The 15252-nt window shown below is 69.9% G+C and carries 13 protein-coding genes; 6 read left to right on the top strand and 7 right to left on the bottom strand.

Translation table 11 applies throughout. The features are described from left to right. Positions 1-9: 9 nt before the first annotated feature. On the bottom strand, positions 10-1281 hold the full coding sequence (locus MFF40_RS26250) for a glycosyltransferase (protein WP_147897823.1): 1272 nt from the start codon (positions 1279-1281) through the stop codon (positions 10-12). An 820-nt stretch (positions 1282-2101) separates the two neighbouring features. On the opposite strand from MFF40_RS26250, the gene MFF40_RS26245 reads away from it, so the two are divergent. The 4 genes from MFF40_RS26245 to MFF40_RS26230 all read left to right on the top strand — a co-directional run bounded on the left by MFF40_RS26245 (position 2102) and on the right by MFF40_RS26230 (position 7839). Beyond that, a complete protein-coding gene (locus MFF40_RS26245; protein ID WP_147897824.1) occupies positions 2102-2863 on the top strand; it encodes a response regulator in 762 nt (253 codons plus the stop codon). Positions 2864-2865: 2 nt separating this feature from the next. Beyond that, on the top strand, positions 2866-3861 hold the full coding sequence (locus tag MFF40_RS26240; protein ID WP_147897825.1) for a cytochrome-c peroxidase: 996 nt from the start codon (positions 2866-2868) through the stop codon (positions 3859-3861). Beyond that, complete coding sequence (locus tag MFF40_RS26235) at positions 3858-6347, top strand: two-component system VirA-like sensor kinase (protein ID WP_238262857.1); 2490 nt, start codon at positions 3858-3860, stop codon at positions 6345-6347. The genes MFF40_RS26240 and MFF40_RS26235 overlap by 4 nt, the downstream gene beginning before the upstream one ends. A 115-nt stretch (positions 6348-6462) precedes the next feature. Next, positions 6463-7839, top strand: a complete 1377-nt coding sequence (locus tag MFF40_RS26230) for a cytochrome P450 (RefSeq protein ID WP_147897827.1) — start codon at positions 6463-6465, stop codon at positions 7837-7839. A gap of 118 nt (positions 7840-7957) precedes the next feature. On the opposite strand, the gene MFF40_RS26225 is transcribed toward MFF40_RS26230, so the two are convergent. Then, complete coding sequence (locus tag MFF40_RS26225; protein ID WP_147897828.1) at positions 7958-8851, bottom strand: LysR substrate-binding domain-containing protein; 894 nt, start codon at positions 8849-8851, stop codon at positions 7958-7960. A gap of 110 nt (positions 8852-8961) precedes the next feature. Between MFF40_RS26225 and MFF40_RS26220 the strand changes: the two genes are divergently transcribed. Continuing rightward, a complete protein-coding gene (locus MFF40_RS26220; RefSeq protein ID WP_147897829.1) occupies positions 8962-9717 on the top strand; it encodes an SDR family NAD(P)-dependent oxidoreductase in 756 nt (251 codons plus the stop codon). 59 nt (positions 9718-9776) lie between these two features. Here the strand turns inward: MFF40_RS26220 and MFF40_RS26215 are convergent, their stop codons facing one another. Genes MFF40_RS26215 through MFF40_RS26200 form a run of 4 tightly spaced genes read right to left on the bottom strand, consistent with a single transcriptional unit; the run spans position 9777 to position 12772 of the window. Further along, positions 9777-10355 (bottom strand): cytochrome b, encoded by a 579-nt coding sequence (locus MFF40_RS26215; RefSeq protein WP_147897830.1) that lies wholly within the window; start codon positions 10353-10355, stop codon positions 9777-9779. Continuing rightward, positions 10352-11464, bottom strand: a complete 1113-nt coding sequence (locus MFF40_RS26210) for a catalase family peroxidase (protein ID WP_147897831.1) — start codon at positions 11462-11464, stop codon at positions 10352-10354. Before MFF40_RS26210 ends, MFF40_RS26215 begins: the two co-directional genes overlap by 4 nt. Positions 11465-11471: 7 nt before the next feature. Next, positions 11472-12239, bottom strand: a complete 768-nt coding sequence (locus tag MFF40_RS26205; RefSeq protein ID WP_147897839.1) for an anti-sigma factor family protein — start codon at positions 12237-12239, stop codon at positions 11472-11474. Positions 12240-12241: 2 nt separating this feature from the next. Further along, the gene (locus MFF40_RS26200) at positions 12242-12772 is read right to left on the bottom strand and encodes a sigma-70 family RNA polymerase sigma factor (protein ID WP_147897832.1); all 531 of its coding nucleotides are present in this window, start codon (positions 12770-12772) and stop codon (positions 12242-12244) included. 477 nt (positions 12773-13249) lie between these two features. On the opposite strand from MFF40_RS26200, the gene MFF40_RS26195 reads away from it, so the two are divergent. Beyond that, positions 13250-14077: an SDR family NAD(P)-dependent oxidoreductase gene (locus MFF40_RS26195; RefSeq protein ID WP_238262854.1), complete on the top strand. Its 828-nt coding sequence runs from the start codon at positions 13250-13252 to the stop codon at positions 14075-14077. A gap of 10 nt (positions 14078-14087) precedes the next feature. Here the strand turns inward: MFF40_RS26195 and MFF40_RS26190 are convergent, their stop codons facing one another. Then, positions 14088-15137 carry an Ldh family oxidoreductase gene (locus MFF40_RS26190; protein WP_147897834.1) on the bottom strand — a complete coding sequence of 350 codons (1050 nt, stop codon included), beginning with the start codon at positions 15135-15137 and terminating at the stop codon, positions 14088-14090. Between the last annotated feature and the right edge of the window lie 115 nt (positions 15138-15252).

The following is a 15252-nucleotide window of genomic DNA, read 5'->3' as shown; positions in this document are numbered from 1 at the left end:
TGGTCCCCCTCACGCCCAAAGCCGGGCTTCACCTCGGGATGCGGCATCCCGGTGCGCGGCGACCATCGCGGCGATCTCGCGGACGAGCCCGCCCGCGTCGAGATCGGCTCGAACGGCGGCGCCGAGGGACCCGGCGGCCGTGCGGAAGCCCGGTTCCACCAGGAGCCGGTGGACCGCCGCCGCGATCTCGCCCGCGCTCGCCGTCGCGGGCAGGCGCAGGCCGGCGCCGCGCAGCGCGATCCGGGCGGCGTTGTCGGCTTGGTCGCGGGCGAGCGGGATCACCAGGAGCGGCACGCCGTGCAGCAGCGCGCGGCTGACGGTCCCGTGGCCGCCCTGGCAGATCACCAGATCGGCCTCGGTCATGAGGGCATCGTGGGAGGCGGTCGCCACGACGCGGATGGTGTCGGGGGCGTCCAGGTCCTCGGCCTCCACGTTCGGGCCGGTGGTCACGATGGTCTCGGCCTCGACCGTCCCGACGGCGTCCACGATCCGCCGGAGGAGGTCGGTCTGGTTCTGGGCACCGGTGCTGCCGGCGACGAGGATGCGCGGCCGGCCCGCCCCGGACCACAGGGTCCGGGCGCCCCGCGACCAGATCGGCTCGTCGAGCAGCGGGCCGATGTAGCGGTAATGGGCGGGGAGCATCGCCCCGTCGAAATCGAAGGCTTGGCTGACCGCCAACAGGACCCGCTCGGCCCGATCGTAATGCGCGAAGGCGCTGGCGACCGGCGCCAGCCCGAAGGCGCGGCGTGCGTCGTTGAGCGCCGGCCGGCTGCGCTCCATTGCCGAAACGATCGTGTCGGTTGCCGCGTCGACCGCGGCCCGCTCCGCTTCCGTCCGCGGCGGCGTCAGGCCGCTCGCGGCGGGGGGCATGCCGGGCAGCGGGCGAATGCTGATATGCGGCGACAGGACGGCGTGCGGGATGCCGGCCGCCTCGGCGGCTAGGGCGCAGCCGACCAGCAGGTCGATGCTGAGGACCGCGTCGGTCGGGAGACGATGGATCTCGTCGAGCGTGTCCGCGGCGTAGGCGCCTGCCGGGGCGAACATGGCCTGGCGCAGCCAATCGGCCAGATCCGAGAAATCGACCGGATCGGCCTCCTGTCCGGTCGGGGCCCGGCGCCACCCGACGAACGGGAAGCCCGCCGCCTCGACCTCGGCGCTCATGGCCGGATCGGCCATGATGCGCGGGCGGTGCCCGGCCCGGTGCAATTGCCGGGCTGCCGTAAGCACAGGGCTGAGATTGCCCGTGGTTCCCCACGAGATGCACAGGACGTCGAGCGACATGGTGGGTTTCCCAATCTGACCGCGCGGGAACTCAGTATTCAGGTGTGATGGGGGCTTTGCCGGCGTGCGGTCGCGGATGCGCGGCCCCAGGCCGCGGAACGCCTGCGACGTGCCAATTCGGACAGGGCGTTGGCCCGATGGATGGCGATCGGCACTCGATCTACAGCGGATTTTTTCTTGTCAGGTCTTGTAGAAAATCGATGTAATCTGGGTGGATATTGTGGATGCAGCCGCCGAAGGCGAAGCTGACCACCAAAAACTCAAGCCATCCGCGTCCGAGACCGTTGCTGGCTGGTCGGCTTGCCGGGTACAATGCCGGATCGGTCGGCGGTTGCCGTCGAGCGGGCGGCCCGGCCGGTTCATGGGGAGACACGCGGCGCCCAGATCTGCAGATTCGAAAGCTTCTGCGGCGGAGCGTTCGTCGCTCGATCATCGCGGGACCAGTCATGTTTGCCTCTCGCATTGAGCAATATGACTGTGATGCTCTCCAATTACGCTGCCATGTCGAGCCGCGGATCTTTTTGTTACAACGGTAATACTCTCCTGTTGAGCTTGCATGCTGATGCCATGTCTTGCGCGAATGCTCACGCTGTGCCGCCCCGCACAATGTGGAGGGCGCAATCTTTTGGGGGGCGTGATACCAATCCAGCCGTGCAAGGCCCGACGTCCGGACACGCTTTGATAAGCGTCCGGGGCGGGCCGGCGACGGATGCGGAGGCCGGCCGGGGATCATCGCCCTGGCTTGGCGAGCCTCCCGATTCCCGAGCCGGCGCATCGAGATCGTGCCGGCGCGGCAGGCTGCTGCGGGATGGAGTTGGCGATGTTCGAACCCAGTCTGGGCCGGGGCCAGAGTCGAGGCGCGCGGGCCGGTACGACGCGCATCCTGCTGATCGAGGACGATGCGGGCATGCAACGCATCGTGTCGGACCATTTCGCCGACCACGACGTCGACGTCACCCCGGCGACCGACCTCAGGGAGGCGGAGCAACGGCTCGCGGAGGACGCGTTCGACCTTGTGGTGCTGGACCTGCGCCTGGGATCGGAGAATGGCCTCGACCTACTGCGCGACCTGCGCGCCAAGAGCGACCTTCCGGTGATCATCACCACCGGCCATCGTCGGGACGAGATCGACCGGGTGATCGGCCTGGAACTCGGTGCCGACGATTACATCGTCAAACCCTACGGCCTGCGCGAGCTGCTGGCACGGGTCCGGGTCATCCTGCGGCGGGCCGAGGTCGCGCCCGCTCCGGCGCGGGTTCAGGACTCCCATCGCAGCGGCTTCGACGGCTGGGTGCTCCACCGGCGCCGCCGGCGCCTGACCGACCCCGCCGGCGCGGACGTCGCCCTCAGCAAGGGCGAGTACGCGCTGCTGGTCGCCTTCCTCGATGCCCCCCAGCGCCCGCTGAGCCGCGAGCAGCTCCTGCAGGCCACGCGCGTCCACGAGGACGTGTTCGACCGCAGCATCGACGTCCAGATCCTGCGGCTGCGCCGGAAGCTGGAGGCGGATCCGAGCGCGCCGCGCCTGATCGTGACCAAGCGCGGCATCGGCTACGTCTTCGCCGTGCCCGTCGAGAAGCTGTGACCGTGGCGTGGCCGCGCTCGGTCCGGCCCCCTGGGGCAGCCCTCGCGGCCGCCCTCATCGGCAGCGCCCTGGCCATCCTGCCGCCGGCCGCCGGGGAAGGGCCGCCGGGCCGCCGCCCCATGCCGGCCGAGGCCGTGGACGCCCAGGACGTCATCACGCCGGTCCCGAGCAACCTCGGGGCGGATCCGGACCGGGTTGCCCTCGGCCGGATGTTGTTTTCGGACACGAGGCTGTCGCGCGGGGGCGACCGGGCCTGCATCACCTGCCACGACATCCGCAGCAACGGCGCCAGCGCGGTCGCCCGGAACCTCACCGCCGACGGCACGCCGGTGCGGCGCAACACGCCCACGGCCTTCAATGCGGCGCTGAGCTTCCGCCTGGGCTGGGCGGGCGACATTCCGAGCCTGCCGGACCAGGCCGAGATCGCCCTGACGCAGCCGGAGTTCCTGGGCGGATCCTGGCCCAGCATCCTCGCGGTCGTCCGAGGCGACCCGGCGCTCGCCGGCCCGTTCCAGGCGGCCTATGGCCGGGAGGCCGACCGGGCGGCGGTCATCGACGCGATCAACAGCTTCGAGCGCAGCCTGCTCACCCCGGACAGCCGCTTCGACCGGTGGCTGCGCGGCGACGCTTACGCGCTCACCGAGGCCGAGCGGGCCGGCTACGCCCTGTTCCAGGGCATCGGCTGCGCGGCCTGCCACCAGGGCATCAACGTCGGTGGCAACCTGTTCGAGAAGGTCGGGATCTTCGTCACGATCCCCAACAAGACCGCCGAGGTGCTGCGGGTGCCGAGCCTGCGCAACGTCGCGGTCACGGCACCTTATTTCGACGACGGCGGTGTCGCCACGCTCCCTGAGGCGGTGCGGCTCATGGCCCGGGCGCAGCTCGGACGGGAGCTGACGCCCGCGCAGGCCGCCTCGATCGTGGCGTTCCTCGGGACCCTGACCGGCTCCTACGAGGGCCGGCCCCTGACGGCGCCCGCTGCCGCGCCGCAGCCATGAGGTTGACCGCACAGGCCGCCATCCTCGGCGCGCTGCTGGCCGCGCTGCTCACGTGGCTGATGATCAACGGCAAGGGCGAGATGGACGCCGCCTACGCGCAGACCCAGCGCACCGTCGACGCCATCGCCCTCGCTGAATCCCGGATGCAACACGACGTGCTCCGGGCGCGGACCGGGCTCCTGCGCAACTACGATCCGATCGTCGCCCACCTCCGGGAAATCCAGGCGGCCTTGGTCGGGTTGCAGGCGGCAAGCGGCCCGGACGACGGCGAGATGCGCACCCTGGCCGAGGCGATCGCCCGGGAGGCGCAGATGGTCGAGCGCTTCAAGACCGGCAATGCCCTCGTCCAGAACTCGATCGCGTATTTCGACTCCCTCAGCGACCGCCTGTCCGAATCTGATATCGATCCCAACCTCGCCCGCGCGATCGCCGCGCTACAGATTCGGGTCTCGGAACTCGCCCGGGACGCGAGTCCCAAGCACTTGGACGACATCCGCGCCCGGCTCGATGCCCTGGCGGCGGCCGCACCGTCGAACCGGGGCGCGGATATCGCCGCCATCGTCCTGCACGGTCGCCAGCTCCTGGAGCTGCTGCCGCAGGTCGACACCGTCACCCGCTCGCTGCCGGACGCATCGAGCGAGACGGCACGCCAAGCCCTGCTGGAGGCGCGCCGCGCCCTTCGGGACCAGCGGCAGGCCCGTGCGGACGGATTCCGCCTCGCGCTCTACGCGGCTGCGCTGGCGCTGGTGGCGCTGGTGGTGCGGGTCGGGCTGCTGATGCGGGCGGGGACCCTCGTCCTGCGCCGGACGATCGCGTTTCAATCTGTCGTGGCGCAGGCCGCCAACCACTTCTCGGCCAGTCAACCCGACGAAATCGCAGCGCGCATCGTCGACGTCATGGCGATGGTGGGCACGGGGGCCTGCACCGACCATTGCTACATCCAGATGCTCGATGGTTCCGACGCCGTGCATCTGTGGAACCGACCGGGGCTGCTGGAGCCCCGCGGATGGCCGCTCGCGCAACGCGTCCTGGTGCCTGACATCATCGCTGCGGCGGAAGACTACATCTTCGTCGAGACGGCGGACGCCATCGGACCCCCGGCCCTGGTTCGCCCCCTGGCGGAGCGGGGAGTCGCGACGTTCACGTGCGCGCGGCTGCGGCGCGGGGGGCGCATCGTCGGCGTGCTGTGCTTCGAGCGCACCGTCAGCGTCCTGCCGCCCTGGATGCGGCATTCGCGCGGGCTCCTGCACGTCGTCGCCGAGAGCTTCGGCGCGGCACTGGAGCGTCAGCACGTCTGGGAGGAGCGCCGCGAGATCGAGGCGACCCTCCGGCGCGCGCAGCGACTCGAAGCGATCGGGATCTTCGCCAGCGGCGTGGCCCACAACATCAACAACGTGCTCAACGTCATGCTAGGCCACGCCGAGATCGCCGCGGATGCTCTGCCGGTCGATCCGGGACGGGCGGCGGAACATGTCGGATTGCTGGTCCAGGCGGGCGGCCGGGCCCACGAGATCGCGGGGCAGATCCTCGATTACGGGCGGCGCGGCTGCGCGACGCAGGCCACGAGCGCCGTCGACGCGATCGTGGCCGAGACGGTGGACCTGATCCGCACATCGACCGCCGACCCGACCGCGATCCGCCTGACCGGGACCGCCGACGGCGCGATCGTCGACGGCGAGCCTGCGCAGCTGCAGCAGGTGATCCACAACCTGATCCGCAACGCCATCCAGGCCTCCGAGCCGGGCGCAGCGGTTGGCGTGCAGCTCGAACGCGTCCGGTTACCGGGGCGGCGGGTTCTCTCCCACGGCGAGCTGCCCTCCGGCGCTTACGTCCGCATCCGGGTGTCCAACACGGGGCGCGGGATGGACGAGGCCACGCGCGCCCGGATCTTCGAGCCGTTCTTCACCACCCGTCCGGCCGGGACCGGCCTCGGGCTCGCCACGGCCTTCGAGTTCGTCCAGGAACAGGCCGGCGCCTTCGACGTCTTGAGCGCGTCGGGCGTCGGCAGCACGTTCGAGGTTTGGCTGCCCGCACGCCCGGAAGCCGAGCCCGGAATCACGCCCGCCGACGGCACCGTGATGATCGTCGGTGCCACCCGCTCCGCGCTTCAGGACGATGAGGAGACCCTCGCAGCCCTGGGTTACGAGCCGATCGGCTATACGGATCCGGACGCGGCGCTGACCGCCTTGCGGGCGGAGCCGGGGCGCTTCGACCTGCTGATTGTGGAGAACCGGCCGTCGGGTTCCGTCGGCCTGGCCTTCGCCCGCCGCGCCGCGCGGATCGTGGATCGTCCCATCGTGCTCTCGCTCTCGGCCACGGACACGGTGCGACCGGAGGTTCTCTCGGCGATCCCGATCGTCGACGTCGTGCACCGGCCCTGGCGTTCGAACGCGCTCGCGCTCACGCTGCGGCGCCACCTGGGGTCGGACGCCCGGAGCGCGCCGCCCCGGCCCAGGGACCTCGGGGAACGGGTGGTGGCGCATTAGCCCGGCATTAAGACGCCCCCGACACGCTGTGGTCGCTTCGGACCCTGCGCGAAACCTCGGCGGATCGGTATCACTGCGACGCACGGCCGCCATCGCCCACGATGAGGACAATCCGATGGAGACCATCACCGAGGCGACCGATACGCGCGGGCCAGCCAGTTTCACGCCGCCCATGCCGCCGCTGGCGCGAGACCACGTGGGCGCGCTCGGTGTCCTGGCCGGCCTGCGCCGCAACGCCTACTCCGCCTTTCCGCCCCGATGCCGCGAGCAGGCGGTGGTCGTGCTGCCCATGCCTGGCCGTGACGTCGTCATAGCTGCCGGCTCGCAGGCGATGCGCGACGTGCTGGCCACGCGCCCGGAGCTCTACCGGCGCATCGCGGCCGGCGACCGCATCTTCGGTGCCCTGATCGGGCGCGGCGTGGCCGCCAGCGAGGGACAGGCCTGGCGCCGGCAGCGCCGGATCCTGGCACCGGCCTTCACGCCCCGCACCGTGACCCTGCTGGCCCCGCACATGGCCGCGTGTACCGAGGCGGCTCTCGGCCCCCTGGAGGCGTCCCGCGGGGCGCCCGTGGACCTGCTCGGCGTCATGCAGGACCTCAGCCTCGCGGTCGCCGGCACGAGCATGTTCTCCCTAGAGATCGACACGTTCGGACCGCAACTGCGCGGCCTGCTCCTCACCTATGCCGCCGGCATCGGACGGCCGCGGGCGAGCGACTTCATCCTGCCCTGCTGGGTGCCGACGGTGACGACCGTCCGCCGCGCGCGCTTCCGCCGGCGCTGGCGGGCGCTCATCCAGGCGATCATCGCCCGGCGCCGGGCCTCGCATCCCCCGGGTGCGCCGCGCGACCTCTTCGATCTGCTGTCCGAGGCCTACGGGGACCGGGAGGAAGATCTCCTGGCCGACGAGGTCTCGACGATGATCTTCGCTGGGCACGAGACGACGGGCCTGACGCTGTTCTGGGCCTGCTACCTGCTCGCCAACGCGCCCGACTGGCAAGACGCCATCCGGCGGGAAGCGCGGCAGGTGGACCTATCCCCGGGCGGGGCCGGATCGGCCATTGCCGCGCTGCCGCTCACGCGCGCCGTGGTGGACGAGGCGCTTCGGCTCTACCCGCCGGCCTACATGACGGCGCGCCAAGTGTTGGCGGACCACGAGCTGTGCGGCGTGCCCGCCAAGCGCGGGGCCATCGTGCTGATGCCGTTCACCCTGCTGCACACCGACCCGCGCCTGTGGGCTTCGCCCGAGCGTTTCGACCCCGGGCGCTTCCTCGGCCCCGAGAAGCCGGATCGCTACGCTTTCCTGCCGTTCGGCGCGGGCCCCCGCGTGTGCATCGGGGCGCAGCTGGCCACGTCGGAGGCGGTGCTGGTCCTGGCCCGATTGCTGCGGGACAACGACCTCGTCCTCGACGAGGGCGCGCCGGTGCTGCCGGTCGGCGCCTTCGCCACCCGGCCGAACCGGTCTCCGACCTTTCGCCTGCTGCCCTGCGCCTGAGAGCCAGCGCCGGCCGAGGGGGCATGCCGTCTCTGGGCGGTGACGTCGGCGCTTCCCATCGGCCGTCGGAGTTCCGCCCCGCTGCGGGAGCCGTGCATCGATCGCAGGTTTCGCACCATCACAGGTCCGGAAACGCCTTCGCCAGATGGTCGATCAGGGCGCGGACGGCGGGCGGCAGGCCGCGGCGTGTCGTGAACACGAGATGGACGATGCCGTCCCTGCTCCGCCAGTCCCGGAAGACACGGACGAGCCTTCCAGAATCGATGTGCGCCGCACAGGCGTGGTCAGGCAGGAAGGCGACGCCCAGTCCCTCCGCGGCCGCCTCGCAGAGAACCGCGTAGTCGGCGCATGTCAGCCGGGGCTGGTGGCGCAGCACATGCGCCGTCCCGTCCTCGCGCTCCATCCTCCAGGTGGTCTCGCCCGCCTCATCGCTCGTGCCCATGGTCGGGACGGCGGCGAGATCAGCGAGGTCGGCACCGAGGCCGCTCGCGACTTGTGGGCTGGCGACGAGGATCCAGCGGGAGCGTCCGAGCGTCCGCATCGTGAGGGATGCATCGCTCGTCAATTCGTGGCGGACTCGGAGCGCGACGTCGATCCGTTCCTCGATCAGGTCGACGGCCCGATCCGTCACGACGAGTTGGAGATGGACCTTCGGGAAGCGGCCGAGGAACCCGCGCGCGATGGCGGATACGACCTTCACCAGGTTCCGCGGGCAACTTATGCGGATGCGCCCGCGCGGTTCGGCCTGGGCTTCCGCGATGAGCGCCTCGGCCCGTTCCGCCTCCAGCATCATGGCGCGGCAGCGCTCGTAGAAGGTCTGTCCGACCTCTGTAACGCGGAAGCGGCGGCTGGAACGCTCGATCAGCCGCACCCCGAGCCGAGCCTCCAACGCCGAGACACGGCGGCTGAGTTTCGATTTCGGCTCGCGAAGCGCTCGGCCTGCGGCGGTGAAGCCGCCATGGGCGACGACCTCGGCGAAGGTCACGTAGTCGTTGAGGTCTGGACGCATCATCGTTCCCCGATTGGAACGCTAAGTGCCATTTTCGCTGCCTGTTCGCACCATCGTTCCGGGATCATCTTCTACACAGCGGCTCACGCGCCGCCGAACCAGGGAGAACGACGATGACCGGCAGATTCCAGGACAAGGTGGTGGTGGTGACCGGCGGCACCAGCGGCATCGGCCTCGCCGCCGCCGAGGCTTTCTCGCGGGAGGGCGCCTCGTTATTCGTCACCGGCCGCCGTCAGGAAGCGCTCGACGCGGCGGTGAAGCAGATCGGCGGCGGGATCACCGGCGTTCGCGGCGACATGGCGAACCTCGCCGACATCGACCGCCTCTACGACGCCGTTCAGCAGCGGCACGCACAGATCGATGTGGTCTTCGCCAATGCCGGCGGTGGCGCGTTCGCGCCGCTCGGTGCCATCACCGAGGAGCAGTTCGATAGCACCTTCGACACCAACGTGAAGGGCACGCTCTTCACCGTCCAGAAGGCCCTTCCGCTCCTGAAGGATGGCGGTGCGGTGGTGCTGACCGGCTCGACCGCCGGCAGCGAAGGGACGCCGGCCTTCAGCGTCTATTCCTCCAGCAAGGCCGCCGTTCGCAGCTTCGCGCGCACCTGGATCCTCGACCTGAAAGAGCGCCGCATCCGCATCAACGTGGTCAGCCCCGGCGCGACCCGCACGCCGGGGCTCGTCGGCCTCGCGGGCGACGACGCCGAGAAGCAGCAGGGCCTTCTCGATTTCCTCGGTTCGCGCATCCCCCTCGGGCGCGTCGGCGAGGCGACGGAGGTCGCCAATGCGGTCCTGTTTCTGGCCTCCGACGAGGCGAGCTTCGTCAACGGCGTCGAACTGTTCGTCGACGGCGGTCAGGCGCAAGTCTGACACGGCAAGCTGAGCGCTCCTCGTTCGGGGGGCGCCAGCCGATCACTTTCGGGGGCTGGTCAACGCTGGCCTCCGTCGACGGCCGGGAGCGTCTTGGTCGGCCAGCGTGAGCGCCAGGGCGCCATGCTGGCGAAAACGCCGTCCTGCCGGATCAGCGCGTGCAGCAGGGCCGCGCCGAGGTGGACGAGGATGATGCCGAAGAGCGCATAGGCCAGCACGGTGTGGAGTTCACGCAGCCAAGCATAGAGCATCGGGCTCTGTGGAACGATCGGCGGCAGAACGACCGGTCCGACGAGCGGGTCCGGGTAAGGCGCCGCCGACAGCATCGCCCATCCGACGAGGGGCATGGCCAGCATCAGTCCATAGAGCCCAATGTGCGAGGCATGGGCGGCCCGCCGCTGCCAAACGGACAGATCCGACGGCAGGGGTGGGGGCGAATGGCGCCAGCGGTTCGCAAGCCGCAGTATCGCCAGGAGCAGGATCAGAAAGCCGAGCGGGCGGTGCAGCGCGACCAGCACGTGGTAGTCGGCGAGCGAGCTCACCATCGCCACGCCGATCAGCAGCATCGCCAGGATCAGAACCGCCATGCTCCAGTGAAGCAGGCGAGCCGGCAGGTTGAAGCGGGTGGAGTCGGTCATAGGCCAGCTCCTCGGACCGCCGTTGCAGCGACAGCACTCGGGGTCTTCTTCTCGCCCGCCCGGCGCGTGAAGGATCGGGAATAGGCAGCCGAGCGGGCGCTCAGCAGCGGGTCGTCGGATGGCCCAATGCCGTCTGGCAGGACGAGCGGGTCGAAATTGATATCCCGGCAATTGCCTGCTTCCTCGGGCGTCGTGCCCGTCAGGGTGAGGGTGCCGACATCCACGCTTTCGCGGTCGGCGGGCCAGGGGAGCGTCGCGTCCGCGGTCGCATCGGCGCCCTGGCCTACCGTGACGATGAGGTGCCAGCGCTGCGGGTGTCGCTGGAGTTGGGCGCTGAACGCGTCGAAGAGATCGTTCTTGTCGGCGCGCGCGGTTTGCGCGGCGGTTTCCCGCACCGCCTCCTCCTCCGGCACGAACGCCCAGCGTACCGAGCTCGTGTGGCCATCGGCGGCCGCGAACCTGAAGGCGTTGAGGCTCGAGAAGGTGCTGTCGGCAAAGCCCGAACTCACCGTGCGCGCCTTGATCACGGCCGCCGCCTTCGCGCTTTCCGGATGGGCGGCGAAGAAGGCCTTCAGGCGGTCCGGGTCGGGCTTGCCCGTGGCTGGCTCCGGTTGGGCCGCGAGCAATTGCTCGTAGAAGGCCTCGGGCGTGCGCACCGGAAAGACCGGAATGTTGTTCACGCCTGTGCGCCATTCCTCGCCATGCGGAAGCCGAAAGCGCAGGGCGAGGCTTCGCACAGTCGCTTCGGCGTCGGCCGCGTAGGGCTGCCCGCCGGCCAGAGCCACCCGCCCCTCGACGGGGGTCACGCGGCCTTCCGGGAACACGCTCGCCCGCGAGAGCCGAGCGCCGGCGCCATTGCTGGCGAAGCTGCCCGCCACGCACAGGCCCTTCGCGTGATTGCGCCGGAACCCCGGATGGGGGCCGTTCACCTGCTCGAAGCGGTCGATCACCCGGCCCGGTGTCAGTGCAGCGGGCGACAGCCAGCCGCCCGCATACGCGAAGGTCCCGGCGCTTCCGGTCACCACCGCTCCGATGGCCGAGAGCCGAAGGAGCAGGGTACGGGTCGTCATTCCGGGAGGGGCCCCGGTCAAGTCGCTCAAGACGGTCATCGGAACCTCACGTGTTCGGCGCGGTGGTGCGACGGATTTCGTTGGCGAGCGGGTGCAGGATGGATGGATCAGTCGTGCCCACGAGGCTGTAGCCGAGCCCGTCCTGGGCCCAGGCGTAGCCGGTGGCCGAACCCGACCTGTGCTCGCGCATCGGCGCGTCACCCGGCTCGGCCATCGGGCGCATCAACATGACCACTCGGCCCCCGCGCGGGTCGTCGTACATCAGCAGGCCGGCGGGACCGTGCGGTGTGGCGACGAGGCGTCCGCCCATCAAACGATAGCCGCTGGCGGTGAGGTCCGGCACCTCGACCTTCCGCTTGAGCCGGGTGGAGAACCAGCCGGCGAGCGCGTCGCTGTCGCTGGCCGCGAGTTCGACCGGCCGCAGGCGATCCGGCGCGTAGACCGCGAAGTTCGCGCTCGCTTCCTGCGTCAGGGCGTCGATGCCGGTCGGGATCGGAGCGAGCGCACCGTGAAGGCTCCAGCCCCCGAGACCGCCGAGGGTCAGGAGCACGGCCGCCGCGACGGCCTGCCAAGCCTGTATCCGCGGCGATCGCCGCTCCTCGACGAGGTGCGCGAGGTTGAGCTGCGCCGGAACCGGCTCAGCCGCTACGGGTGCGAAGACAGCACGAAGCTCGCAGCCGAGGACCCGGAGGCGCTCGACCCGTGCACAGGCATCGGGGTGCGCGGCGAGGTAGGCCTCGACCTCAGCCCGGCGCGCGGCGTCCAGCCGCTCGTCGACCAGGGCCTGAAGATCGTCCTCGTTGATCGGGCGCAGGGTCACTTCACCCTCCTCAGCAGCGGGCGCTTGGCGGGAACGGAGCCGCCCTCGCCATCCATGAGCTGGATCATCCGGTCGCGTGCGCGTGCCAGGCGCGACATCACGGTGCCGATCGGGATGGCCAAGACCTGCGCAGTCTCGGCGTAGGAGAGGCCCTCGACAGTCACGAGCAGGAGCACGCCGCGCTGCTCTTCCGGCAGAGCGGCGAGGGCCGCCATCAGGTCGCGGTGGCGCAGGCCGTCATCCTGATTCGGGGCAATCGACAGGCTTGCCTCCGACGCGTCCTCGACGGGCAAGTGTGCGCCGCGCCGGGCGCGCTGGCGCATCTGGCTGACCGCGAGATTGTGCAGGATGGCGTAGAGCCACGTGCGTGCGTCACCGTCCGGCCGACGCTGGTGCCATCGGCCGACGGCACGCTCCAGACAGTCCTGGACGAGATCGTCGGCATCGACCGGATCGCGCAGGAGCGCCCGGGCATAGCGGCGCAAAGCCGGGATCAGCGGCTCGACGAGACGCATCATGTCGCTCACGACCGGCCTCCCGACATGCACTGATCTCCTCGTTTCCCGGGCCACTTTGCGAACGCAGGGTGGCGTCGCACGGACAGGGACGCCCGCCCGCTTGGCTTATTCCAACGGGCTGCATGTTTTTCGCAGGTCCGCCGTGCCGGGTGCGGCTACCGCGCTTCAGTCGGCCGGCACCGGTTGTCCATCGGCGAAGGGTCCAGTTCATCATGCCGGCGCCTTCCGTTTGAATGGGAACGGGGCAGATGGCCGCTTTCAGACACGTGCATCGTCACTTTGAATGACCGAGATGGGCGCAATGCCGAACGTCGGCTTTCTGGCAGCGACCCAACGGTGGCTCACGACCCGTTGCAGCCGCCCTGAATGTCTGCCTCTAGGCGCGCTAACTCTGGTATCCGACGCCGCCGCGCGTTGGGCCATTGCGGCGATCGCACGTTCGCCATTGGGTCCGAGACCGCATGGCCGCAGGATGAAGGATAGCCCTTGAGCCAAGCCCCTGATGATGAGCCGCCCGTCGCCCTCGTGACCGGGTCCACCTCCGGCATCGGGGCGGCGATAGCTCGTCGGCTGTCCAGCGATGGCTACGCTGTCGTGTTGCACTCGCGCAGTTCCGCGGAGACGGGACACGCTCTGGCCGCCGAACTCGGGAAGGCCGCCTACGTCCAGGCCGATCTGGCCGATGACGCCGATAGGGTCAGGCTGGTGCGGCAGGCCATCGCCTGCTGGGGCCGTCTCGATGTTCTGGTCAACAACGCCGGCATCAGCCGGGTCATCCCTCACGCCGACCTCAAGGCCGCCTCGCCGGCGGTCTGGCACGAGCTGCAAGAGGTCAACGTGGTGGCACCGTTCCACCTCGTGGCAGAAGCCGAAACCGCATTGCGGGATGCCGCCCGGCGCGGTCGGCCGGCCTGCGTCGTCAACATCAGTTCGCATGCCGGGGTCAGACCCAAGGGCGCATCGATCCCCTATGCCGCATCGAAGGCGGCGTTGAACCACATGACCCGTCTGCTCGCCGTATCGTTGGCCCCGGACATCCGGGTGAATGCCGTCGCCCCAGGCTTGGTGGACACCCCCCTGACGGCGGATTGGACGGCCGCCCAGACGCTGTGGCGGGAGCGTTCGCCCATGCGCCGGGCTGCCGAGCCGGAGGACATCGCCCAGGCCGTCGCACTGCTAGTGGCGTCGGACTATCTTACCGGGGAGATCTTGCTCTCGGATGGAGGTTTGAACCTCACGTTGCGGGATTGGAGCCAAGATCCGCTTTCCGGCTCTGAGGTGAAGTTTGCCGAAGGTGGGATGGACCGCTTCTAACGATCCTTCCTTACCATCCGGGAGTGATCCCGGTTTCTTCGGCGAGCCGGTGGAGGTCGGCGAGGGTATCCTCCGGCAGCGCCAAGCCCTCGGCGCAGTTCCGCGCCTCGTTGCGGGCCTCGATCTCGCCTGGGTAGAAGACCTCATCGAACCCCTGCGCCAGCGGCACCGCCTTCAGGTCAGCGATCAACTGATCCACGCGGTTGTTGAACTCCGTCAGCGGTTGGATCTGAGCGATGTCGAGCACGATCATCAACTGCCCCGCCCCGCTCCGGTGCTCGGTCTGGTAGGGGCCGGTCACGCGCGCCCCAAAGGCGCTGCCGGTGAGCACGCCCGAGAGCATGTCCATCATCAACGCGATGGCGTAACCCTTGTGCTGGGCCATCGGCAGAATGATCCCGTCTATGGCCGCCGCTGGGTCGGTGGTCGGCGCACCGGCCGCGTCGAGGGCCCACCCTTCCGGGATCGGCTGTCCCTTTTGCTTGGCGAGGTAGACCTTGCCTCGGGCCACCCCGGTGTTGGCGATGTCGAGCACCATCGGCGCGTGCGAGCCAGCCGGGCAGCCCCAGGACCAAGGGTTTGTGCCCACCGTCTTCTTGCGCCCCCCCCACGGTGACATCGCCGGGCTGGCGTTGGTCGATAGGAACGCAACGCAGCCTTCCCGCGCGGCCATCAGAGTGAAGTACAGCGCCGTGCCGAAGTGCCCCGAGTTGCGTAGGGCAACCGCGCTAACGCCGTGCGCCTTCGCCCGCCGGATCGCCTCCTGCATCGCGTGCGCGGCGAGCACTTGGCCCATGCCGTCGTGACCGTCGATTACCGCGAGGCCCCCGGCATCGACCACCGTCTCGGGCTGGGCCACCGAGGCGCAGACCCCCGCCTTCAGCCGGGCCGTATACCAGGAGAGGCGCATGACCCCGTGCGACTGGTGTCCCCAGAGGTCCGCTTGGACGAGTGTGTCGGCGGCGAGCCGCGCATCGGGTTCCGGCATGCCGGCGGCCTCGTAGACTGCGCTGACGAAATCAAGCAGCCTCTCGGCGGGGATGCGTGCGGCGCTTGCCATAAGTCGCTCCTGAAATCTTGGCTAGAGAAGCGAGTGTAAATGTCGGCTTTGGGGCAGCGGCCTAGGGTCTGGACTCGATCAGCACCAGAACGCGATGACGGCGGCGAGAGCGAGG

The organism is Methylobacterium mesophilicum, assembly GCF_022179445.1.
GTDB classification, from domain to species: Bacteria; Pseudomonadota; Alphaproteobacteria; order Rhizobiales; family Beijerinckiaceae; genus Methylobacterium; species Methylobacterium mesophilicum.
This window is presented reverse-complemented; position numbering and strand designations above follow the sequence as displayed.